Source organism: Acidipropionibacterium virtanenii (genome assembly GCF_003325455.1).
GTDB lineage: Bacteria > Actinomycetota > Actinomycetes > Propionibacteriales > Propionibacteriaceae > Acidipropionibacterium > Acidipropionibacterium virtanenii.
The window spans coordinates 53,162-75,684 of record NZ_CP025198.1 but is presented as its reverse complement, the minus strand read 5'-3'; the positions used below and the strand labels follow the sequence as shown (position 1 = coordinate 75,684).

Here is a 22,523-nt window from a genome sequence, read left to right as displayed (position 1 = left end):
GTGCAGCTCCGAGGGTCTCACATCCCGGCAGGAGGGCCCGCCGCGGGCCACATCGTGGGGGCCGGACGGAATGCGGAGACGGATCTCCCGACAGATGGGGCTTTCCGGCGGCCCGTTCGAGCCGAATCAGCCCGACTGTCGGGAGATCCGCCGGTTCACAGCACCTTGGACAGGAAGTCCTGGGTGCGCAGTTCCTTCGGAGAGGTGAGGATCTCGCGGGGATCCCCCTCCTCCACCACGACGCCGTCGGCCATGAACATGAGGTGACCGCTCACCTCGCGGGCGAATCCCATCTCGTGGGTGACGACGATCATCGTCATGCCCTCGCCGGCCAGCTTGCGCATCACGTCGAGCACCTCGCCCACCATCTCGGGGTCCAGGGCGGAGGTGGGCTCGTCGAAGAGCATCACATCGGGGCGCATCGCCAGCGCCCGGGCGATCGCCACCCGCTGCTTCTGACCGCCCGACAACTGGGCGGGACGGGCATCGGCCTTGTCCTCCAGGTGCACCTGGCCGAGCAGGTCGGCGGCCCGGTCGAGGGCCTCGGCCTTCGACATCCGCCCCAGCTGCAGCGGGGCCATCGTGATGTTCTCGGTCACCGTCATGTGCGGGAAGAGGTTGAAGTGCTGAAACACCATCCCGATCTTCTGGCGCACCTCGTTGATGTCGGTGCCCGGATCGGTGAGGTCGTGGCCCTCGATGAGCACCTTCCCCGAGGTCACCTCCTCCAGCAGGTTGAGGCAGCGCAGGAAGGTGGACTTGCCCGATCCCGACGGTCCGATGACCGAGACCACCTGCCCCTTGTGGATCGTGGCGTCGATGCCCTTGAGCACCTCGTTGGAGCCGAAGCTCTTGTGCAGGTCGACGGTCTGGACGACCGGGGTCTCGCTGATGTTCTCGCTCACTTGTTGACCTTCCGATCGACGAAGTTCGACAGTGTTGTCAGGGCGTAGATGACGATGAAGTAGATGACGCCGACCATGATCCAGATCTCGAAGGACCTGAAGTTGCGGGCGATGATCTGCTGGCCCTGATAGGTCAGTTCGGCGAATCCCAGCACGGCGAGGATCGAGGTGTCCTTGAGGCTGATGACGAACTGGTTGATGAAGGACGGCGTCATGATCTTGACGGCCTGGGGCACGATCACCTTGCGCATCGACTGCAGCCAGTTCAACCCGAGCGATCTCGACGCCTCCATCTGGCCGGGATCCACAGACTGGATGCCGCCTCTCACGATCTCGGTCATGTAGGCGCCGGCGTTGAGGCTCAGGGTGAGCACGCCGGCGGTGAAGACGTCGATCTTCTGGCCGGTGACGGTGGGCATGCCGAAGTAGAAGAAGAATGCCTGGACCAGCAGCGGGGTGCCGCGGAAGATCGCCACGTAGACCGAGGCGATGCCCGACAGGATCCTCACCCCGGAGACCTTGCTGAAGCCGAAGACGACGCCGAGCACCAGGGCGATGAGCAGGGACAGCGCAGTGGCGGCCACCGTCATCGCCAGGCCCTTCATCAGCGCGGGGAAGCTCTCGGTCAGCAGGGCGAGGAAGCCGTCGCTCTTCTCCGAGTCGGAGTCGGGGGCCTTGAGGTACTTGTCGAGCACCTGCTGGTAGGAGCCGTCGGTCTTCATCCCGCTGAGGCCGGCGTTGAAAGCCTTGAGCAGATCGGCATTGCTGCCCTTGAGGACGGCGAATCCGTAGGAGGCGCCCGCCTCCTTCTCGGTGACCACCTTGAGCCCGTTGCCCTCCTTGATGCCGTAGGCCAGCACCGGGTAGTCGTCGAAGACGGCGGCGGCGTTCCCGGTGTTCACCTCGGAGTACATGGTGTCGGCCTTGTCAAGGGCCTTGACGGTGTAGCCGTACTTGGAGGCGTTCTTCTGGGCGAAGGTCAACGACTCGGTGCCGGTCTTGGCGACGACGGTCTTGCCCTTGAGATCCGCGTAGCCCTTGATGTCGGAGTCCTTGGCGACGGCCATCTGGATGCCCGAGTCGAAGTACGGGTCCGAGAAGTCGAAGACCTTCTTGCGCTCGTCGGTGATCGACATCCCGGCGATGACGCCGTCGGCCTGCTTCGACTTGACGGCCTGGAGAGCGGCGTCGAAGCCCACCGACTTGATCTGGACGGTGAATCCCTGCTGCTTCGCGATGGCCCGGATGAGATCCATGTCGATGCCGGTCATATTCCCCTTGGCGTCGCGGTACTCGAAGGGGGCGAAGGTGGTGTCGGTGGCGATGATGAAGGTCTTGCCCTTGACGCCGGCCACCGAGGCGTCGTCGGCGGGGGCGTTCTCGCCGAGGTATTTCACCAGCAGCTTGTGATAGGAGCCGTCGGACTTCATCTTCTCCAGGCCGGTGTTGAAGGCCGCCAGCAGCGCCGCATTGCTGCCCTTGAGGACGGCGAATCCGTAGGAGGCTCCGGCCTCCTTGGCGGTGACGACCTTGAGGCCGTTGCCCTGCTTGATACCGTAGGCCAGCACCGGATAGTCATCGAAGACGGCAGCCGCATTGCCGGTGTTGACCTCCGAATACATGGTGTCGGCCTTGTCGAGAGCCTTGACGCTGAATCCGTACTTGGAGGCGATCGACTTGGCGAAAGTCAGCGACTCGGTGCCCGTCTTGGCGACGACGGTCTTCCCTTTGAGATCCGCATAGGACTTGATCGAGGTGTCGGTCTTCTTGATCGCCATCTGAATACCGGAGGCGAAGTACGGGTCTGAGAAGTCGAAGGCCTTCTTGCGCTCGTCGGTGATCGACATCCCGGCGATGACGCCGTCGGCCTGCTTGGACTGGACGGCCTGGACGGCGGCGTCGAAGCCCACCGATTTGATGTTGACCTTGAATCCCTGGCTCTTGGCGATCGACTGGATGAGATCCATGTCGATGCCGGTCATATTGCCCTTGGCGTCGCGGTACTCGAAGGGGGCGAAGGTGGTGTCGGTGGCGATCGTGAAGGTCTTGCCCTTGACGGAACCGGCCGACGAGTCGTCGGCCCAGGCCTTGGCCCCCAGCGATCCGGGAGCCACGGTGAGCAGTGCCATCAGCACGCCGATGAAGGCGGCGAGACGGATCGCCCACCGCGGCCGTCGAGATATGGAATGCATGGGGCCTCCCAGCGGTCATGCGGCGGATGAATACGCCGCGACCGTACTTGACGCCGGCTCTTCCCGGGACACCGGGTGCGATTCGAGACGGTCCGAGCCGCCCCTTGCCGAGCCCGCTGTCGCGAGCGGCGCAGACTGCCGCATCGGTGGAGGGTCGTCTGCATATCCACCAGATCGTCGAGCAGCGGCTCATCGACCGCGACTACGGCCCTCAGACGGGGCTGCTGGCCGCCGACGTGGAGGCGCGGTGGGGATCCCTGGACGACGCCCCCGGCATCGAGTCCGCCGCCGACCTGCTGGCGAGAGTGCGCCGCGGCCGGGATCGTGCGGCAGGTCGAGGACCGAGGCGTGCGGATCATCATGATCACCGCCGACAGCGCGACGGCGGGCCGGGGATCGCCCGGCAGGTCGGTCTGGGCGACCGCGTGGGTTCCGGCCCCGAGGCTGTGGGGCGGCCCTGGGACTTCGACGTCATCGCCGAGGTGTTCCCCGCCGACAAGCAGGAGGCAGTCCGCGCGCTGCAACGCACCGGTCATGTCGTGGGGATGACCGGCGACGGCATCAATGACGCCCCCGCTCTGGCGCTCGGCGCCCAGCGGTCCGGTGGCGGGCGTGGTGGCCGGCAACCTTGTTCTCGTCTCAGTGCTGGCGATCTCCGGCACGGACACCAGCGCCGTGCCGTGGACGTCGGCCGCTCAGTCAGGCTGAACAGTCAGCGAGAACTCGATGCAGGACGGGCCCAGGCCTCCGCCACGATCTCCGCCGCTTCTTGGGGACCGACCTGGAGCCGGCACTGATGAGAAAGCGCCGCATCCCAGTCCTCCCGGGTCGGGGCCGAGGCGAACGTCGCTCCGGACCAGGGCTCCTTGACTGACCAGATCATCGAGAGTGCGCCACACGTTGGTACCCAGTTCTCTGACATCCTGAAGGCGAACGGTGCGCATCGGCGCACGCGCCACCGTTTGGAGCAGTTTCACGGCTTCAGCCATCAACCCTCAATTCACTGAGCGGCAGTATACCTTTAATGTATATCCATGCTCAGTGAATCAGTGGAGTTTGATACGCACGGCCACCGGCGCCGCGGCGTCCACCACTCACTGGAGCCACTGCCGGCCAACTCGGCATCTCACCCCCGGGGGAATACCCGCTCCACCCCGACGCCGGCCACGTAGCATGGCGTCGCTGCGGAGAGCGGACACCAGCGAAAGGCAATGCGGCATGCACGGTGAGTACAAGGTTCCCGGGGGCAAGCTCGTCGTCGTCGATCTCGACGTCGACGACGGACCCGAGGGCAGGTTGAAGAGCGTCCAGATCTCCGGGGACTTCTTCCTCGAGCCCGACGAGGCCCTGGGCCGCATCACCGCGGCACTGGAAGGGGCCCCGACCGACCTGGCTGCCAACGCCCTGGCCGAGCGGGTCCAGGGTGCCCTGCTGCCCACCGACGTTCCCTTCGGCATCACCCCCGAGGGTGTGGGGATCGCGGTACGGCGGGCGCTGGGCAAGGCGGTGGACTGGGATCTCATCGACTTCGACGTCATCCACGGGCCGTCGGTGGACCCGATGCTCAACGTGGCGATGGACGAGACCCTGGTCGACGACGTCGCGGCCGGGCGGCGCAAGCCGTTCATGAGGCTGTGGGAGTGGAACGCCCCGCAGGTGGTGATCGGCTCCTTCCAGTCCTACGAGAACGAGATCAACCAGGAGGGGGTCGACCGCTTCGGGATCACGGTCTCGCGGCGGGTCACCGGCGGCGGGGCGATGTTCATGGAGCCGGGCAACTGCGTCACCTACTCGCTGGTGATCCCCCTGGCACTGGTGGATGGGCTGAGCTTCGCGCAGTCCTACCCCTTCCTCGACGAGTGGACGATGGAAGCGCTGGCGAAGGTGGGCATCCAGGCCCACTACGTGCCCCTCAATGACATCTCCTCGCAGGTCGGCAAGATCGGCGGGGCCGCGCAGAAGCGCTTCAACAACGGCTACATGGTCCACCACGTGACGATGTCCTATGACATCGACGCCGAGAAGATGCTGCAGGTGCTGCGGATCGGCAAGGAGAAGGTGCGCGACAAGGGGCACCGTTCGGCCATCAAGCGGGTGGACCCGATGCGCTCGCAGACCGGTCGGCCGCGCGAGGAGATCCTCGACGTCTTCTACAACCACTTCAAGGAGAAGTACGCCGCCACCGACGGCGCCATCACAGATGAGGATCTGGCGGTGGCGAAGCGGCGCTGCGACGAGAAGTTCTCCACCTATGAGTGGACCCACCGGCTGCCCTGAGACTGCGGGGTCCTGCCTCCACGGCCCGCTTCACCCCGGCACGGCGTCCCCCCTTTCCCTTCCCCGGCCCGGACTCTTCCGGTCACCCCTTGACACCTGACCCGGTTCTATGGTTCATTAGTTGAGTAACGAACCGAGGAGGTGAATGTGAGTCCCGCACCAGCAGACGGCCGTCCGATCTTCCTCACGCTCGCCGGGCAGATCGCTGACGACATCCTCGCCGGGGTCTATCCGCCGGGCGCCCACGTGCCGTCGACCAACGAGCTCTCCGTGTTCTACAAGATCAATCCCGCAACCGCGGGCAAGGCCCTCAACCGCCTCGTCGACCAGCAGATCCTGGAGAAGCGACGCGGCCTGGGGATGTTCGTCACCGAGACCGGCGTCGAACGTCTCAGGGAGCAACGCAGGACCCTGTTCGCCGAGAACTACCTCGCCCCACTCCTGGAGGAGGCCGAACGCGTCGGTCTCTCCACCGACGACATCATCACTCTCATCCACCGCCAAGGGCCGGGGTCGCAACGCCCCGCCATATGACGGAAGGAGCCCACCATGACCACCAATGACGGGATCACCATCACCGGCCTGTCGAAATCCTTCGGCCGCAATGAAGTGCTCCACAACATCGATCTCGAGCTTCCCGCCGGGCGGGTCTACGGACTCCTCGGGGCCAACGGGGCCGGCAAGACCACACTGATGTCCCTCATCTGCAATCACATCTTCCCCAGCTCGGGGCGAATACTCATCGACGGGCAGTCACCTGCCGAGAACGCCGCCGTGCTGGAGCGGACCTGCTTCATCCATGAGGACCAGCGCTGGCACGACGACTTCACCCTCGACATGCTCATGAGGGTCGCGCCGTCCTTCTTCTCCGAATGGTCCGCCGTGACCGCCGAGCATCTCGCGGCGAAGTTCCGGCTGCCCCGCCGGACCCGTCTCAAGAAGCTCTCCAGGGGGCAGCGCTCGGCCCTGGCGATCACCATCTCGCTGGCCTCCCGGGCGCCCTACACCTTCCTCGACGAGCCCTACCTCGGGCTCGACCCGAGTGCCCGGTCGATCTTCTACACCGAACTCATGAACGAGATCACCGAGGCGCCGAGGACCGTCATCATGTCCACCCACCTCATCGACGAGGCCTCCTCCCTCATGGAGGACGTCGTCCTCATGCGCGACGGCCGCATCGAGATGCACGCCGACGTCGACACCATCGCCTCCGAGGCGTACACCGTCCGCGGTCTGGCCGACGACGTCACGCAGGTGGTGGCCGGCCTCGAGATGCTCTCCTCCCAGTCGATGGGCCGCATCGAGTCGGCCCTGGTGCGAGGAGACCTCAACGGCGACACCCATGCACTCGCCGAGGAACTGCATGTGTCGATCGAGCCCGCGGGGCTCCAGGAACTCGTTGCCGCATTCGGCATCCTGGACGCCGGCGACTCCATTCCCGGCACTTCCGGATCCGCCACTGCACAGCCCGCACTGAAAGGAGTCCAGTCATGAACCGCACACCCAGGCCCCTCAGATCCTTCCGCCTGACCGTCTTCTCAGCCACCAACGTGCTCTTGGTACCGCTCATCATCCTGGCACTGATGGTCGCCATCTCCGTGATCATCACGCTGATCATCGGTATCAAGACCGGGCTTCCGCTCAGCCAGGAGGCCTCCATGGGGATGACCTACAACATGGGATCGGTCTTCTCGATCCCCGGATTCCTCATCGCCGTGGGGGCGATGACCGTCAATCGGCAGTTCGCCACCGCGCTGGCCTTCGGCTCCACCCGGCGCGACTTCTGGATCGGCAGCTCGCTGGGCTTCCTCGTCATCTCCCTGGTGACCGGCATCGGCGGCGTCGGGCTGATGTGGCTGGAGAAGGCCACCGACCACTGGTTCATCGGCGCCAGGGCTATGGACGTCTACGTCCTGGGCAGCGGTGACGCCTGGCAGGCCTTCCTCACCATCACCGTGCTGTCGCTGTGCTCGTTGTTCCTGGGAGCGGGGTTCGGCACCCTGTTCCGGGCCTGGGGCCCGCGGGTGGTGGTCGCCTCGGCCATCGGCATGGGTCTGGTGCTCTGCGGCGGCATCGCACTGGTCGTCTGGCAGTGGGACGCCTGGGGACCCGCCATCCTGAGACTGGGCGCCTGGGTGATCACCATCGGCACCGGGACACTGGGGCTGATCGCGATGCTCGGCAGTTTCATCGCCAACCGGAGAAGCGGCATCACCGCCTGACCGTTCTCCAATGCAGGCAAATGACTCGAATGCAGGTGCATTCGAGTCATTTGCCTGCATTCGAGGGATCCGGGAACCCCCACGTCGACGTCCAGGAACCGGACCGCCGCGCGCCTCAGGCCATGGCACGGGTGACGAGATCGGCCACCGAGTCGACCACGACGTCGCAGCCCTCCTTCACGTCGTCGGGGGCGTGCGGAAGGGTGGCGGACAGGTCGGCGACCGCGTGCATCGGCAGGTCGTTCCAGGAGTCGCCGATCGTGTACACCTCGCCGTGGCCCGGCAGGAAGTCGGCGAGCAGGCGGGCCAGACCGGTGCCCTTGGTGACTCCGGCGGGAACGACGTCGATGAAGAACAGGTTGCGGTGCAACTCGGCCCGGCCGTCACACAGGAGCCGGAGCCGGGCCTCGATCCGTGCCCTCACCGCATCGTCGGGGATCGCGATCGGCATCCCGAACAGATCACGACGATCGAGGTCCTCGACCTCGCCCCGGATCGCCCACGGGGCCACCTGAAAAGGTCTGCCGTCCGGCCGGGCGAGCTCCGGTGCGAGCACGGCGTGGTCGCGATCGATCGTGGAGGCCATCAACATGGCCGGCTCACCGCGGAGCAGATCGGTGATCTGTCCCAGCAGCCCGGGCCCGATCGGCGTCGATGCGAGCACGGTGAGGTCGCCGTCGGCGACGACCGCGCCGTTGAACGCGATGACATGATCCGGGCGGGGCAGGCCGTAGCTCCTCAGAGCCTCCCCGACCGCCTGCAGGGAGCGCCCGGTATTGATCACCAGGACGTTGCCGGCGGCGGTCCAGCGGGAGAGCGCGGCCATGTCGGCGCTGCTGACACCTCCCTCGAAGATCAGGGTGCCGTCGAGATCGGTGGCCAGAACCTTGCGCATGGCCCCATCCTCCCAGGACTGCCATCACCTGGTGATCACCCGGCTTCCGGGCGGCGGGCGGGTTGTCTCCGGGCAGGAGGCCGGTGTCAGGGCCGCATGGGCTTGACCGCCGCGGCGACGGCGCCGTAGACGTCGTCGACACCGCCGGCAAGGATCCTGGCGACGGTGTGCAGCAGGGGCAGATCCTCCTCGGTGGCTCCCGCCTGGTGGGCGAACTCCACCGCCAACGGGGCGGCCGGGTAGCCCTCGACGGTCTGCTCGAGCCGGTCCATCTCGGCCAGCGCCTCGTCGGGCTTCTCTCCCTTGCCCAGGCGCACCCCGTAGACCTTGTTGCGGCCCGACAGGCCGGTGACCTCCAGATCGCCGACCCCGGCGAGCCCGTAGGGAGTCTCGGGGTTGCCGCCGACTCTGGCCACCAGCAGCGACATCTCCCGGATCGCCTGGGCGAAGGAGGCCGCCTTGAGGTTGTGGCGGGGCACCCCGGTGGACTCCCCCAGCCCGTCGGCGATGCCCAGGGCGATCGCGAAGACATTCTTGAGGGCGGCGCACAGTTCGACGCCGGTCTCGTCGTCGCTGGGCCGCACGCCGTAGGTGTCGGTGGCGACGTCGCGGGCCAGCTCCTCGGCGGTCGGATAGTCCTTGGAGGCGTAGGTGGTGGCGGTGACCTCACCGGCACCGCACTCGTTGGCCTTGACCGGACCACCGATGGCCACCAGCGGCGGAAGGTCGACGCCCTTGTCGGCGGCGATCGATCGGATGGCCTCGGGCAGCAGCCGGATCCGCCCGTCGGGATCGGTCCAGAATCCCTTGGAGGTGAGACACAGCGCCTTCACCCCGCCGATGTGGTCGAGGGCCATCTCGGTGACCTTCGGCAGTCCCCCGGAGGTCACGGCGATGTCGACGACGTCGGCGCCCTCCAGGGCCTGGGCGAGCTGATCGGACCGGAAGGTCTTGATGCCGGGAGCCGCCTCGACATTGATGCGGGGGTGCGGCTGGCCGGCCTCGATGGCGTCGAGCAGATGGTCGTCGAGCCAGGTGCCCCACAGGTGGACCTCCCAGCCGGACTCGATGAGGGGCTTGCACAGGGCGGCGCCCATGGCGCCCGCCCCCAGAACAGTGAAAATCGGCATGACTCTCTCCTACCTCAATCCTCGACCTTGGGCGATTCGGGTTTGGTGCTCGGGTAGCGCTCCGAGAGGATGTGCAGATCCTCGAAGACGTCCTGGAGCTGCGGGTAGAGGCGTCGCTGGACCGCCGCGACGTCCTTGTACTGGTCGTGCAGCGAGGTGTCGGGCTCGGTGGTGTCGCCGAAGTGGGCCATCGCCTCCGCGGAGGTGGCGACGTCGTTGGGCCCCTCGCCCGAGCCGTGGGCGCCGATGGCGGCCATCGCCAGGGCGGCGGCGCCGAGCGCGGAGATCTCGTCCTGGACGCAGGTGGTGATGGGCAGCCCGGCGGTGTCGGCCATGATCTGACGCCACAGCTTCGAGCGGGTGCCCCCGCCCATGGCGCGCAGGGTGGTGATCCTGGTGCCGGTCCGCCGCTCGATGGAGTCGAGGTTGAACCGCATCTCGAAGCCGATGGATTCGAGGATGGAGCGGTACATGTGGGCCCGGGAATGGGTGCCCCGCCAGCCGACCACCGCGCCACGGGCCACCGGATTCCAGTACGGGGACTGCACCGCGTTCCAGTAGGGCAGGGTGATGAGCCCTTCGGAGCCGGGCGGGATGGCCGCGGCGGCCTCGTCGAGGGCCGGATCGGGCTCGCCGAGCAGTTTCGGATCGCCGAGGGCCTCGCGGAACCAGCCGGCCAGGTAGGAGCCCGAGGACTGCAGCACCTCGAAGACGTACTCGCCGGGGATGCCGGAGACCAGGGTGCGGACCCCGGAGTCGTAGGCGTAGGTGGGCGACTCGACGCCGGCGTTCACCGCGGTGCCGAGGTTCAGGTAGGCGATCTCGGGGTTGATGGCGGCGGCGCCGATGCCGGCGGCCTGCCCGTCGCCCAGGCCGGCGACCACGGGGACGGTGTGGGGCAGGCCCCAGGCCTCGACCAGTTCGGGCTTCAGTTCGGCGACGGGCTGGGCCGGGGGCACCAGTTCGGCCATCTGGTCGGCGCGGACGCCGGCGATCTCGAGCAGTTCGTCGGACCAGGTGCGGTTCTCGATGTCGAACAGGCCGAGGGAGTCGGCGGAGGCCTCGGAGGTGGCCCACCGGCCGGTGAGCTGAAAGGTGATGTAGCCGCCGACGTCGATGACCTTGTCGGCGTCCTCCAGGACGCCGGGCTCGTTCTCCTTGACCCAGGTCATCTTGTAGATGGCGGGGGTGACGCCGGCCGGCTTGCCGGAGAGCTGGTGGACGTGCTCGGTGCCGTATCGGCGGATCTGCTCGGTGGCGCGGCCGTCGAGCCACAGGATGCCGTTGCGCTGCGGGGTGCCGTCGTTCGCGAAGGGGGCGAAGGACTCGCGCTGCTGGGTGATGCCGATGGCGCCGATCCGCTCCTTGTCTGCGGGGGCGAGGCGGGAGAGCACCTCGGCGATCGTGTCACGGGAGGTCTCCCACCAGCGGATCGGGTTGTGCTCGTAGTGGTCCATCGCGGGCGTGTGGAGCTGGATCTCGCGTTTGGCCGTCTCCCAGACATTGCCGTCGACGTCGACGACGATCGCCTTGGTGGAGGTGGTGGACGAGTCCAGAGCCACGACCAGGGGGCCCTCGGTGCTGCGTGTCTGTTCTGCCATGGTCCTTCACTTCTGTGTGGGGTCGGACTGTGTGGGATCGGACTGTGTGGGATCGGAAAGTGGTCGCGCTGACCGGTCCGGACCGCGACTCACATGGTCACGAGAAGGCCCGATCGACGTGGCCTCAACGATATTGCAGTTCTCAACCGCCCGGGGTCAGGAGTTGCCTAGCCCCAGCTTCGCCGAGGCCAGCCCGGCGATCTCCTCGGCCGACCTCGAGGCACGGACCGCCGCCAGGAAGTCGGCGTCCTGGATGGCCTTGATGACCTCCTGCAGCACCGCCAGGTGCTGCCCCGCTCCGCCCAGCGCGAGCATGATCACAACGTCCACCGGGATCTCGGTGTCGTCGACTCCGGCCATCTCGCGGAACCCGACCGGGGTGCTCAGAGTGGCGATGGAAATGGCATCAGCGATCACGTGTTCGGCATCGGTGTGGGGAATCGCCACGCCACCGTTGACCGGAAGTCCTGTCGGATAGTTCTTCTCGCGATCGACGAGCCCCTGGAGAAACGACTCTCTGGTCCTTCCCTGCTCCCCCAACGCACCCGCCATGAGGGAGAACAGCTCACCACGGCCCGGTACCTCGACCCCGACATGAACCAGTTCGGGGACAATCAGGTCACTCATTGTTGTGGACGCTCCTGTCATCAATTTTTCAAGGTTTCCACGGCCGCCCCGCGATCAGTCGACCACGGGGCGGCCAAGGATTCTGCATCAGAAGATGCTGTTCAGAAGATACGGTGCAGCACCGATATGATCACATTCGGAAGGTTGTAGCCGAAGAATGCATCTGTCACCTCGCCGTTCACCTTGATTCCGGTGGCATGCATCATCGCCGTCGCCTCGGGAGCGAAGACGCTCGTCCCCCATTCCACGAAGAAGAGGAAGATCGCGGAGATAATGATCGTCCGGAACATATTCCCCTTGCTCGCCAGGCAGATCATCGGGATCATGTAGACGATCACGGTGAGCATGCCCACCGGGAAGTAGTTCATTCCCGGGATGATGAAGGCGAAAGCGATGGACAGCGGGATCATGAGCACGGTGGTGGTGATGGCCGCGGGATCGCCCAGGGCCAGGGCCACGTCCATGCCGATGTTGAGCTCTCGCTCCGAGCCGTCCTTGTTCTTGCCGAGATGGCGCTTCATGAACGTCTTGGCGCCCTCGCCGACGGTGGACAGGCCCTCCATCATCACCGACACCATGCGGGGCAGCAGCACCAGCACGGCGGCGATGCCCATGCCCATCACGAGCACCCCCTGCCAGGACTGGCGGGTCATCAGGCCGAGGAAGACACCCACGATGAGGCCGATGAAGGCGGTGTCGCCGAAGAATCCGAGCTTCTCGCCGACCTTCTCCATCGAGACGTCGATCTTCTTGACGCCGGGGATCCGGTCGAAGATCCAGTTGAATCCCATAGCGATCGGCCAGGCTGAGGTGATGAAGGACAGCGTCGAGCAGGTGGTGCCGGTCAGGCCGTAGTACTCCTGCCACTTCGGCGCCACGCGCTGGGCGACGATGACGTCGATGATCGACAGCACCAGCACGGTTCCCAGGCCCACCCAGAAGTTCCCGGTCAGTGCGTACGCCAGGGTGCCCGGGATCAGGTAATGGATGAAGTTCCAGATGTCCACGTTGAGGACGTTGGTCCACTTCAGGACGATCATCACCACATTGATGAGGACCACGAGAAGAATGGCCGGGGCGGCGAACGGCACACCGAAGGACGCGGCGCCGACGGCGGCCCATCCCACATCGACGGTGGTGAATCCGCTGCCCATATGACGGTAGTACTTGATAGCCGGATCGACGGTGGCCATCAGGAAGTTGATGACGATGGACAGACCCGAGAATCCGATACCGATCATCAGACCGGCCTTGAGTGACTTTCCGAACGGCATTCGGAAGATCAGGCAGAGGATGAGCATCACGATCGGCAGCATCACGACAGCGCCGACGTCAAGGATCCCCTTGATGATTTCCATGATTATCTGATTTCCTTCGCTGGATCAGGACTCGCGGTGGATCAGGACTCGTCGAGGACCTTGCGGCAGGCGTCGATCACCTGCTGCTTCACGGCGTCCTCGCCGATGCCCGAGATGAGCCCGAAGACCTGCACCATGGGCTTGTTGAGGGGCTTGGGATAGCGGGTGGTGAGCATGATCACGTCGACGCTGTCCTGGAGGGAGGGCAGCTGGCCCACGGTGCCCTTGGTGATCCTGGCCGGGATGCCGGCCTCCTTGAGGATGTCCTTGATCTTCTCCTGGGCGACGGTGGACGTGGCGATGCCCGATCCGCAGGCGATGAGGATCTTCACTTCATTGGCCATGATTTGTTCACTGCTCTTTCTGGTTGGGCTGAAGGACGACCTTGAGGGCCTCACCGGTGCGGGTCAGCTCGATCGCCTCGTTGATACTGCTGAGGGGCAGGATGTGGCTGACGATCTCGTCCGCCGGGTACTGGGGGCTGATGGCCAGCTCGAAGGCCTTCTGCACCTGGATGCTGCTGGCGCCGTAGTGGCCGTAGATCCACAGGCTCTTGTAATGGACCATGTTGGAGTCGATCTCGGCGAGTTTGCCCTTGGCGACGCCGCCGAAGAAGACGGCCGTGCCGCCGGGGCGTGCCATCTCGATCACCTGCTGCTGACCGGCGGTGCTCGGGTTGGCCGAGATGGCCTTGTCGACGCCGCGGCCGTTGGTGAGGCGCATCACCTCGGCCACCGCGTCGGTGGCGCTGGAGTCGACGGTGTGATCGACGCCGAAGGGGGCCGACTTCTCCAGCCGGGCGGCGTTGAGGTCGATGAGGATGACCTTCGAGGCTCCGCGCAGCCGGCTGAGGATCGACAGGTTGACGCCGATCGGCCCGGCTCCCAGGATGGCGACAGTGTCGCCGAGCTTGATGTCGATGTTCTCGGCGCAGGCGTAGGTCGACGACAGCGGCTCGGCCAGGCTGGCCCGCACCGGATCGATCCCCTCGGGAACGGCGAAGGTGGCGCCGCGCTCCACCCGCTTGGCGGTGTAGGCGATGTACTGCGCGAATCCGCCGGGGCGCGTCACATAGGACTCGACGTCGACGCACTGGTTGCTCTGCCCGGCGCGGCAGTACTCGCACTTGAGGCAGTGGGCCTCGGGGTAGACGTAGATCCGCTCGCCCACGCGGTACTTGTCGACGCCGGGGGCAACCTCAGCCACTGTGCCGACCACCTCGTGGCCGTAGATGAAGGGGTAGTCGCCCTTGCGGGAATCGGTCGTGAGGTTGCGGATGTCGGAACCGCACAGGCCCACGGCCTCGACCTTGACGACGAATCCGCCCTCGGGGCACTGCGGCCGGGGCACCTGCTCGAAGCGGATGTCTCCCGGGCCGTGCATCACCGCGGCGTCCATAAGTTCTGCCATGCCGTAACTCCCTTGTCCTGCGATCTTGTCCTTGCGATCCGGCTTGTGACGACGATGGTGCCGGAGCAGGCGGCGACGCGCAGTTGAGTTCCTGCCAGGGTGCAGGCAGGCTTCCCGGGTCCGCGGGGTGGCAGGATCTGCTGCCAGGCCCGTGGCAGCCCGGATCTGCCCACCCCCTGGCAATCTCGTGATGGAGGCCGCCCCCATGACCGTCGGTAGAATTCTTCCAAGGTGATTCCAGTGATCCTTTTCTCCGAACGTCAAGCACTGCTGCTGCAGCTTCTCAGCGAGGTCGACCATGCCACTACGGGCTCAGACCTCGCCGCTCTGCTTGGAGTGAGTTCGAGGACGCTCAGGTACGATATTTCCCGGATCAACGGCGTCACCAAGATCGAGATCATCGAGGCCACATCCAAGGGCTATCGGATCAACCGCACGCTGTACAATGATTTCCTCGCCAGAAATTCACAGCTGGCCACCCAGCTGGACCATCACGAGCGCATTCTCCTGTATCTTCTCGGCACCCCCCGCACCGACATCTACGACATCATGCGGGACTGCTTCCTCAGTGAGTCGGTGACCCGGGCGGCGCTGCAACGGCTACGGCCCCAGGTGGAGTCCCACCAGCTGGAACTTCAGGTCAAGGGGTCATCGGTGAGGCTGTCGGGGGCCGAGATCAGTTTCCGGCGGCTGCTGGGCGATCTGGTCCGCAACGCTATGGACGTCGCCGTCGGAAAGAATGAGAAGATCAGCCGCTATCTTCCCGATATCGAACTGGATCACGTGTCCGACATCCTGACCACTCTGATCCGCGACAGGAATCTGGAGATCGACGACATCCGCATGGGGAACGCCGTCGTCAACCTGGCCATCTGCCTCCAGCGTTTTCAGTTCCCGATCGATCCTGAAACGGCTCCGAGGGCAGTGCTCAATCCAGTGACCGAGGAGTTGTCGGAAGCCCTGCTGGATCAGCTGTCGTCGCAATTCCCCGACCGGCCCTTGTCCGCCGCTGACAGGGAATATGCCAGGGCGATCGTAGCCATTGCCCTGGACCCCCATGTGGAGGGCGTCGACCGGAAGGCGAGGCGCACCGGAGTCAGCGATGCGACGCGGAACTGCCTCGATGAGACCATCGACCACTTCAACCTCCAGGTCGACAAGGACAAGCTCTACGAGAGCGTGTCGGGGCACGTGGAGCGGCTGGCCCTGCAGACCCGCGCACTGCCCTACTTCCGCAACACCCTCCAGGAGTCGCTGAGATCGCGCTCCCCCTTCCTCTACGACGTCGCGGTCTACCTCGCCGACCGCCTCACCCGGGCCCTCGGCATCACCTTCTCCGATGACGAGATCGGGCTGCTCGCCATCTACCTGGGCCTGTACTCGCGTCCGGTCAACGCCGACGACCACGCGATCTCGGCAGTGGTGATCTGCCCGCGCTACCAGACCCTGCGCGACTGGCTGCTCGCCGGCCTGGTGGATCATTTCGGCAACCGCCTGCAGATCATCGACCTGGTGTCGACGAAGTCGGAGGCCGACGAACAGGACTGCGATCTGGTGATCTCCACCACCGACGAGTCCAGCCGCACCCATCCCTGCGTCCAGATCAGCGCCCTGCTCTCGGACCTGGATTTCAGCGCGGTGGATTCGGCGATGCTGCGCGCCGCCAAGGCGAAGTCCCGCACCCGGATCGCGGAATCGGTGCGACGATTCCTCGACCCCGAGCTGTTCTTCACCGACGTCGCCCCGAAGAATTCCGGGGAGGCGATCGGATTCATGTGCGACGCCCTGGAGGAGAAGGGCGTCGTACCGGCCGAGTTCCGCGACTCGGTGCTACTGCGCGAGACCTACTCGCCGACCGCCTTCGCCCGGCGCTTCGCGGTGCCGCACGCGATGGATTTCCTGGCGCACCGGACGAAGGTCGCCGTCCTCATCCCTGACTCCCCCATCAACTGGGAGTCGGCCGACATCAGTCTGGTGCTCATGCTGGCGATCAACGGGGACGACTACGACGACTTCATCCACTTCTACCAGCCGCTCATCAGCCTGCTCTACGACTCCCGTCTCTACTCGGAGATCCGCAAGGTACGCACCTTCGAGAAGTTCATGAGTTTCCTGGACGACGAGTTGTCCGAGACCGAGTGATCACCACTCATTCCCCCGAACCATCCCTTCATCCCCCAACCCAGATAGAAAGGCCATCATGATTCTCGAGGAACAGCGCCAGGCCGTCGTCGACGCATGTCAGGAGATGCAGCGCAAGGGACTGGTCGTCGGCACCGCCGGCAACGTCTCGGTGCGGGTCGACGACAAGGTGTGCATCTCGCCGTCGGCGGTGGAGTACGAGGACCTCACCGCCGAGCTGGTCGGCGTCCACGACCTTGACGGCAATGCCGTCGAGGCGCAGTTGAAGCCCTCCAGCGAGCTGCCGCTGCACCTGGCCGTCTACCACTCCACGGACGCCGGGGGCATCACCCACAACCACGCCCCGGCGTCCACCGCGCTGGGACTGGTGTGCGACGAGATCGCCTTCTCCCACTACTACTCGGCGATGTTCGGCGGTCCTGTCCGGGTCTCCCCCTACGCCGATTTCGGCACCGACCAGCTGGCCCACAACGTGGCCGAGGCGCTGCAGGGCCGCTCAGGGGCGCTGATGAGCAACCACGGCGCCATCACCATCGGGCCGACCCTCGACAAGGCGCTCTCCCTGCTGCCCTACCTGGAGTACATCTGCGAGATCCAGCTGCGGGCGATGGCCACCGGCCAGCCCGTGAAAGTGCTCACCGAGGAGCAGATCGCCTTCCAGATCGAGGCCATCAAGGGGTACAAGCCCGCCAAGGCCTGAGGGAGGACGCAGGACGTGTAGGAAGTTGGCGAGCAGACGGACCAACTTTCTACACGACCTCCTCCCGTCCGGCTCCCGCGAGTGGGAACGCCTGTTGACACGCCCCCGAACCGTGCAGGAACCGGCGCATCACGACACCCGCTTCCGACGCCGCGGCTGCCTTCACGACATCGGAGGCGGCCACCGTCGCGCGGTGTGGACCAACGCAAGGATCCGGACCTCATCGCCATGAATCTCATACACGAGGCGGTAATGCCCGGTCGGGAAGAATTCACGGGTCCCTTCGACGATGCCCGGTCGCCCCAGCCGGGGATACTCGACCAGCCGAAGCACGGCATCACTGAATGCCCTGTCCAGACGCGCCGCGGCCCGTGGGCTGTCAGCCGACGCGTATTCCCAAATGGCGTTGCGATCGTCAATGGCCTGCGGGGACCAGTAGGCGATCATTGCGCCGCCGTGCGACGCCGGGCGAACTCCTCCTCGACACGGTCACCACTCACGCCATCTCCCGCGGAGAACGAGCTGCGCGATGCCTGGACCTTCTCCGCCAGGAACGCCTCGTACTCTCGGGCGTCCTGCTGATGCCTGACATATTCGCGCATCAGCTCGCGGACCACTTGCGAGGCCGGCCGGTGTTCGGCAGCGGCCTCGGCCATGAACTCCTCGCGCAGCTCCGGCTCCAGCTTCATCGTGAAAACCGCGTCCATCGACATGAGAACCTCCTAAGCTCGTGGTCTCCACAAAGTATAGACAACGTCAGTACCTTCCGGAGCTGTCATCGCATACAGGGCCTCCCCGACGTCCCGCACGGCGCCCACACATCACCTGTCGCACCGATGTAACGAGGGGAAGGCAGACTGCGTCTGCATAGATCAGTGAGGAGACGCCGATGAAGCCCATCAGCTCCGCCGCGATCACCGACCGCTCCAAGGTGATCCTCATCAACTCACCGGCCAATCCGACCGCTTCGACGGCGTCCTCGCGGGCCACCCTTGAGATGATCGCCCGGGTCGCCATCGACAACGATCTGTACGTGCTCTTCGACGAGGCGTACAAGCACCTGATCTACGGCGGCGAGGAGTTCTTCAACATCGCCCGGCTTCCCGGCATGCGGGAGCGCACCTTCCGCGTGGACTCGGTGTCGAAGACCTACGCCATGACGGGCTGGCGGATCGGCTACATCCTGGGACCCGCCGGGGTCATCCGGTACATGCCCGCCATGCAGGAGCTCATGCTCAGCTGCGTCAACGCCCAGGTTGCCGCGACCGTGGCCCTGGACGGCGACCAGTCCGGCATCGACGTCATGCGCGCCAGCTACGTCGCCCGCCGTGATCTCATGGTCGGCCTCATCGACGGCATCGACGGACTGAGCTGCCGCACCCCCGAGGGCGCCTTCTACATCTTCATGAACATCGAGGCCACCGGGCTGAGCTCCCACGAGTTCGCGATGCGCCTTCTCGCCGAGCAGCGGGTGGCGGTCGCTCCGGGAGTGGCCTTCGGGAGCCTCGGGGAGGGCCACGTGCGGCTGTCCTACGCCACCGGCGAAGCCACGATCGTCGAGGGGATGCGCCGGATCGCCTCCTTCGTCGGATCGCTCAACGATCAGCCGCGGGAGCTGGTCGGCTGACGGGCCTGCGCGCACGTTGGTCGTCTAAGGCGTGTAGGAAGTTGGCGATCAGACGAACCACCTTCCTACACACCTTCGCTGGCGGCCCGGGAGCCCGGCAGCGGGACCGGCTTCAGAGCCCACCACGCGTCCGGGTACGGTTCGGCGCATGACGATCCCCTCCCCCGGCGCCTCGGACGAGCACGACGCCGGCGAGGATGAGGGCCCCTGGTGGCGTGATCGGGAGGTCCTCCTGTCACTCGCCTCAACGGCGCTCTTCCTCATCGGGCTGGTCTGTCAGCTCACCGGAGCCCGGACCCCGGCGCTCGTCGCCTTCTGGGCCGGCCTCATCGCGGGAGCATCCACCTTCGTCCCGGGAGCCCTGAAGGCCCTGATCACCCGCCGGAAGCTCGGCATCGGGCTGCTCATGACGATCAGTGCCGTCGGTGCAGTCCTGCTCGGACAGGTGGAGGAGGCCGCCGCTCTGGCCTTCCTGTACTCGATCTCCGAGGCCCTCGAGGACAGGGCCATGGACCGTGCCCGCTCCGGTCTCAGCTCCCTGATGCGCCTGGTCCCCGAGACGGCGCTCGTCCAACGCCGCGACGGACCGGTGGAGATTCCGGTCGAGGACCTTCAGCCCGGCGACATCCTCGTGGTGCGGGCCGGCGACCGGATTGCCACCGACGGCGTCATTGCCACCGGACGCACCAGCCTGGATGTCTCGGCGATCACCGGGGAGTCCATCCCCGTCGCTGTCGGCCCGGGCGACGACGCCCCCGCGGGCGCCGTCAACGCCTCCGGGGTCATCGAGGTGCGCGCCACCGCGCCGGGCACCGACAACTCGTTGACCACGATCGTCTCCCTGGTGGAGCAGGCTCAGGCCGACAAGGGGCGTTGCGCCCGCCTGGCCGACCGGATCGCGAAACCCCTTGTCCCCGGGGTGCTCATCCTGGCGGTGGTGGTCGGCGCCCTCGGATCGATCTTCGGCGACTCCGGTGTGTGGATCACCCGCTCCCTGGTGGTGCTGGTGGCGGCCTCACCCTGCGCGCTGGCGATCGCGGTGCCGGTGACCGTCGTCTCGGCCATCGGGGCCGCCAGCCGGTTCGGCGTCGTCATCACCTCAGGGGCGGCCTTCGAACGCTTCGGCGGGATCAGACATGTCGCACTCGACAAGACCGGGACGCTGACCCACAACCGTCCCGAGGTGGTCGACGTCGTCACCGCCGACGGGTTCTCGACCGACCAGGTCCTGGCCTGGGCCGGGGCACTGGAGCGCACCAGCAGCCATCCGCTGGCCGCCGCGATCACCCGGACCGCGGACGCGCACACCAGGCCCGTGACCGCGCGAGGAGTCGTCGAGACCCCCGGCTGCGGCGTCTCCGGACAGATCGAGAAGGCCACCGTCATGGTGGGCAGCCCACGATGGCACGACGCCGGCGGGCTGGCAGTCGACATCGCCCTCATGGAGTCCAAGGGCATCACGTCGGTGGTCGTGTGGCGGGACTCCTCGGCGGTCGGCGCCATCGGCGTGCGCGATGAGCTGCGGACCGGGGCCGCCGAGGCCGTCTCCGCGCTGAAGACCGCCGGCATCGGCGTCACCATGCTCACCGGGGACAATCCCCGTGCGGCACGGGTGCTGGCCGGCCAGGCCGGGATCTCGGACGTGCGCGCAGGTCTGCGCCCCGAGGAGAAGTCCGAGGCGGTGACCGAACTGTGCTCGGCCGCCCCGACCGCCATGATCGGCGACGGAATCAACGACGCCCCCGCCCTGGCAGCCGCCGATGTGGGAATCGCGATGGGTATCGGGGGCTCCGACGCGGCGATCGAGTCGGCCGACATCGCCTTCACCGGCCAGGACCTGAGGCTCCTGCCCAGGGCATTCGCCCACGCCCGCCGAGCCAGGCGGATCATGAATCAGAACCTGGTACTGGCGATCCTCATCATCGCCGCACTGCTGCCACTGGCCGTCACCGGCGTCCTCGGACTGGCCCAGGTGGTGCTGATCCACGAGGGGGCCGAGGTGCTGGTGATCCTCAACGGGATGAGGGCGGCTCGGACGCGGGCCTGAAGCCTCATCATGGGCGCGTGATCGGCACGACGACCGGACGAGTTTCCCGCTCAACGCCCGGTTTCGGCGGCAGGTTCAGGGGTTCAGTGCAACACCCGGGAGTGAGAGGAGTTGTGATGAGTCGTTGGCCAACGTCCGCAAGCACGCCCGGGCGTCCAGCGTCCGCGTCGAGCTGAGTGCCGCTGACGGCATCATCCTCGTCGTCACCGACGACGGCGTCGGCTTCCCCCACGATGTGGAGTCCGCGACGGCCCGCGGTTACGGACTGTCGGGGATGGCCAGTCGGCTCGCCCTGGCCGACGGCGGCCTCAGTATCACCACGGGAGCATGGGGAACACAGGTCCATATCCGCCTACGGGAGGCACCCGCTACGCAGGAAGAACCATCATGAGCACGACTTCGACTCGGGTGCTGGTCGTCGACGACCACCCCATCGTCCGAGAGGGGATCGTCGCGATCCTCGCCTCCGCCGTCGACCTCGAGGTGGTGGGTCAGGCGGCGAACGGGGCCGAGGCCATCGCGCTGCTGGAGCGGCTAGTGCCCGATGTCGTGCTCATGGACCTGCGCATGCCCGTGATGAACGGGGTGGATGCGACCGCCCGGATTCACGCTGAACATCCGGAGATCAAGGTCGTCGTGCTGACAACCTATGAGAGCGACGAGGAGATCCTCTCGGCAGTCGAGTCCGGGGCGACCGGGTATCTCCTCAAGGCCGCCCCGGCCTCTGAGCTGATCGCCGGAGTGAGAGCCGCCGCCCGGGGCCAGGTCGCTCTGGCGCCGTCGGTGGCACGGGTGCTCGTCGCCCAGATGAGCACGCCGGACTTCCCGGTACGGGGCTCGACGGCCAACCGCCTCAGCGGGTTTCCCTGAACTCCACGCGACGACCGGCCACGGGGTCGAACTTCCGCATCGTCAGTCGATCCGGGGTGTTGCGGCGGTTCTTGCGGGTCACGTAGGTGTATCCGGTCCCCGCGGTCGACCTCAGCTTGACGATCGGCCTCAGTTCCGCGCTCTTCTTCGCCATCGGGCATCTCCTCTCTACGTGCGCACGGCACGAGATCCGATTCTGGGACGAGACCGGTGGTCCCACCCCCGATTCCCCTTTTGAGAACCGTTCTCATATAGTAAGTCGGGAAATGCACACCACAAACCGCCCGATGGCCACACCCGCACGCCCGACCCCGGCGTCCGCTCACAGCGAACGTCTGCTAACGTCTGTGATGCCTGGCGACAGGGAATCCGGTGAGACTCCGGAGCTGACGCGCAGCGGTGAGGTGGACAGCGGGCAACGCACCACTGGGGAGCGATCCCCGGGAAGGGTGCCCGGCTGGGTGAAACCGAGTCCGAAGACCTTCCAGGCACCCGTCCGCGGCCGCGCGAATCGGCCTGA

23 protein-coding genes and 1 riboswitch are annotated in these 22,523 nt (G+C 66.2%); of the genes, 11 read left to right on the top strand and 12 right to left on the bottom strand.

The features are described from left to right. Positions 1-155: 155 nt before the first annotated feature. Together JS278_RS00340 and JS278_RS00335 are read right to left on the bottom strand one after the other, a co-directional pair. Positions 156-905, bottom strand: coding sequence for an amino acid ABC transporter ATP-binding protein (locus JS278_RS00340; protein ID WP_114043443.1), 750 nt, complete (start codon positions 903-905; stop codon positions 156-158). After that, positions 902-3,097: an amino acid ABC transporter substrate-binding protein/permease gene (locus JS278_RS00335; protein WP_114043442.1), complete on the bottom strand. Its 2,196-nt coding sequence runs from the start codon at positions 3,095-3,097 to the stop codon at positions 902-904. Before JS278_RS00335 ends, JS278_RS00340 begins: the two co-directional genes overlap by 4 nt. A gap of 146 nt (positions 3,098-3,243) precedes the next feature. On the opposite strand from JS278_RS00335, the gene JS278_RS16530 reads away from it, so the two are divergent. The 5 genes from JS278_RS16530 to JS278_RS00310 all read left to right on the top strand — a co-directional run bounded on the left by JS278_RS16530 (position 3,244) and on the right by JS278_RS00310 (position 7,596). Beyond that, complete coding sequence (locus JS278_RS16530; protein ID WP_281269208.1) at positions 3,244-3,894, top strand: HAD family hydrolase; 651 nt, start codon at positions 3,244-3,246, stop codon at positions 3,892-3,894. Positions 3,895-4,315: 421 nt separating this feature from the next. Next, positions 4,316-5,374, top strand: coding sequence for a lipoate-protein ligase small subunit (lplB, locus tag JS278_RS00325; protein ID WP_114043440.1), 1,059 nt, complete (start codon positions 4,316-4,318; stop codon positions 5,372-5,374). Between the two features lie 147 nt (positions 5,375-5,521). Continuing rightward, positions 5,522-5,908 carry a GntR family transcriptional regulator gene (locus JS278_RS00320; protein WP_114043439.1) on the top strand — a complete coding sequence of 129 codons (387 nt, stop codon included), beginning with the start codon at positions 5,522-5,524 and terminating at the stop codon, positions 5,906-5,908. A 15-nt stretch (positions 5,909-5,923) separates the two neighbouring features. Then, the gene (locus JS278_RS00315) at positions 5,924-6,868 is read left to right on the top strand and encodes an ABC transporter ATP-binding protein (RefSeq protein ID WP_114043438.1); all 945 of its coding nucleotides are present in this window, start codon (positions 5,924-5,926) and stop codon (positions 6,866-6,868) included. Then, positions 6,865-7,596, top strand: a complete 732-nt coding sequence (locus tag JS278_RS00310) for a hypothetical protein (protein WP_114043437.1) — start codon at positions 6,865-6,867, stop codon at positions 7,594-7,596. The genes JS278_RS00315 and JS278_RS00310 overlap by 4 nt, the downstream gene beginning before the upstream one ends. 115 nt (positions 7,597-7,711) lie before the next feature. On the opposite strand, the gene JS278_RS00305 is transcribed toward JS278_RS00310, so the two are convergent. The 7 genes from JS278_RS00305 to JS278_RS00275 all read right to left on the bottom strand — a co-directional run bounded on the left by JS278_RS00305 (position 7,712) and on the right by JS278_RS00275 (position 14,617). Then, positions 7,712-8,491, bottom strand: coding sequence for an HAD family hydrolase (locus JS278_RS00305; RefSeq protein WP_114043436.1), 780 nt, complete (start codon positions 8,489-8,491; stop codon positions 7,712-7,714). A gap of 86 nt (positions 8,492-8,577) precedes the next feature. Continuing rightward, positions 8,578-9,621 (bottom strand): NAD(P)H-dependent glycerol-3-phosphate dehydrogenase, encoded by a 1,044-nt coding sequence (locus tag JS278_RS00300; RefSeq protein WP_114043435.1) that lies wholly within the window; start codon positions 9,619-9,621, stop codon positions 8,578-8,580. Positions 9,622-9,635: 14 nt separating this feature from the next. Continuing rightward, positions 9,636-11,222 carry a xylulokinase gene (locus JS278_RS00295; protein WP_114043434.1) on the bottom strand — a complete coding sequence of 529 codons (1,587 nt, stop codon included), beginning with the start codon at positions 11,220-11,222 and terminating at the stop codon, positions 9,636-9,638. 156 nt (positions 11,223-11,378) lie between these two features. Next, on the bottom strand, positions 11,379-11,849 hold the full coding sequence (locus JS278_RS00290; protein WP_114043433.1) for a PTS sugar transporter subunit IIA: 471 nt from the start codon (positions 11,847-11,849) through the stop codon (positions 11,379-11,381). Positions 11,850-11,950: 101 nt separating this feature from the next. Next, the gene (locus JS278_RS00285; protein WP_114043432.1) at positions 11,951-13,207 is read right to left on the bottom strand and encodes a PTS transporter subunit IIC; all 1,257 of its coding nucleotides are present in this window, start codon (positions 13,205-13,207) and stop codon (positions 11,951-11,953) included. 41 nt (positions 13,208-13,248) lie between these two features. Beyond that, positions 13,249-13,551, bottom strand: a complete 303-nt coding sequence (locus tag JS278_RS00280; protein WP_114043431.1) for a PTS sugar transporter subunit IIB — start codon at positions 13,549-13,551, stop codon at positions 13,249-13,251. A gap of 7 nt (positions 13,552-13,558) precedes the next feature. Further along, positions 13,559-14,617 carry an alcohol dehydrogenase catalytic domain-containing protein gene (locus tag JS278_RS00275; protein ID WP_114043430.1) on the bottom strand — a complete coding sequence of 353 codons (1,059 nt, stop codon included), beginning with the start codon at positions 14,615-14,617 and terminating at the stop codon, positions 13,559-13,561. Positions 14,618-14,857: 240 nt separating this feature from the next. Between JS278_RS00275 and JS278_RS00270 the strand changes: the two genes are divergently transcribed. Then, positions 14,858-16,759, top strand: a complete 1,902-nt coding sequence (locus tag JS278_RS00270) for a BglG family transcription antiterminator (RefSeq protein ID WP_114043429.1) — start codon at positions 14,858-14,860, stop codon at positions 16,757-16,759. A 58-nt stretch (positions 16,760-16,817) separates the two neighbouring features. Beyond that, positions 16,818-17,459 carry a class II aldolase/adducin family protein gene (locus JS278_RS00265; RefSeq protein ID WP_114043428.1) on the top strand — a complete coding sequence of 214 codons (642 nt, stop codon included), beginning with the start codon at positions 16,818-16,820 and terminating at the stop codon, positions 17,457-17,459. A 162-nt stretch (positions 17,460-17,621) separates the two neighbouring features. Here JS278_RS00265 and JS278_RS00260 read toward each other — a convergent pair whose 3' ends face one another. Together JS278_RS00260 and JS278_RS00255 are read right to left on the bottom strand one after the other, a co-directional pair. Beyond that, positions 17,622-17,906, bottom strand: a complete 285-nt coding sequence (locus tag JS278_RS00260; RefSeq protein WP_114043427.1) for a type II toxin-antitoxin system RelE/ParE family toxin — start codon at positions 17,904-17,906, stop codon at positions 17,622-17,624. Next, positions 17,903-18,172 carry an antitoxin of toxin-antitoxin stability system gene (locus JS278_RS00255; RefSeq protein ID WP_114043426.1) on the bottom strand — a complete coding sequence of 90 codons (270 nt, stop codon included), beginning with the start codon at positions 18,170-18,172 and terminating at the stop codon, positions 17,903-17,905. Before JS278_RS00255 ends, JS278_RS00260 begins: the two co-directional genes overlap by 4 nt. Positions 18,173-18,348: 176 nt before the next feature. Here JS278_RS00255 and JS278_RS00250 point away from each other — a divergent pair, with 176 nt between their 5' ends. The 4 genes from JS278_RS00250 to JS278_RS00235 all read left to right on the top strand — a co-directional run bounded on the left by JS278_RS00250 (position 18,349) and on the right by JS278_RS00235 (position 22,003). After that, a complete protein-coding gene (locus JS278_RS00250) occupies positions 18,349-19,086 on the top strand; it encodes an aminotransferase class I/II-fold pyridoxal phosphate-dependent enzyme (RefSeq protein ID WP_114043425.1) in 738 nt (245 codons plus the stop codon). Positions 19,087-19,234: 148 nt separating this feature from the next. Continuing rightward, the gene (locus JS278_RS00245; protein WP_114043424.1) at positions 19,235-21,133 is read left to right on the top strand and encodes a heavy metal translocating P-type ATPase; all 1,899 of its coding nucleotides are present in this window, start codon (positions 19,235-19,237) and stop codon (positions 21,131-21,133) included. A gap of 124 nt (positions 21,134-21,257) precedes the next feature. Further along, the gene (locus tag JS278_RS00240; RefSeq protein WP_114043423.1) at positions 21,258-21,524 is read left to right on the top strand and encodes a sensor histidine kinase; all 267 of its coding nucleotides are present in this window, start codon (positions 21,258-21,260) and stop codon (positions 21,522-21,524) included. Then, the gene (locus tag JS278_RS00235; protein WP_114043422.1) at positions 21,521-22,003 is read left to right on the top strand and encodes a response regulator; all 483 of its coding nucleotides are present in this window, start codon (positions 21,521-21,523) and stop codon (positions 22,001-22,003) included. The genes JS278_RS00240 and JS278_RS00235 overlap by 4 nt, the downstream gene beginning before the upstream one ends. Here JS278_RS00235 and rpmG read toward each other — a convergent pair. Then, positions 21,987-22,157, bottom strand: coding sequence for a 50S ribosomal protein L33 (rpmG, locus tag JS278_RS00230; protein WP_114043421.1), 171 nt, complete (start codon positions 22,155-22,157; stop codon positions 21,987-21,989). The genes JS278_RS00235 and rpmG overlap by 17 nt on opposite strands. Before the next feature lie 184 nt (positions 22,158-22,341). Then, positions 22,342-22,506: riboswitch (cobalamin riboswitch) on the top strand. Positions 22,507-22,523: the final 17 nt, after the last annotated feature.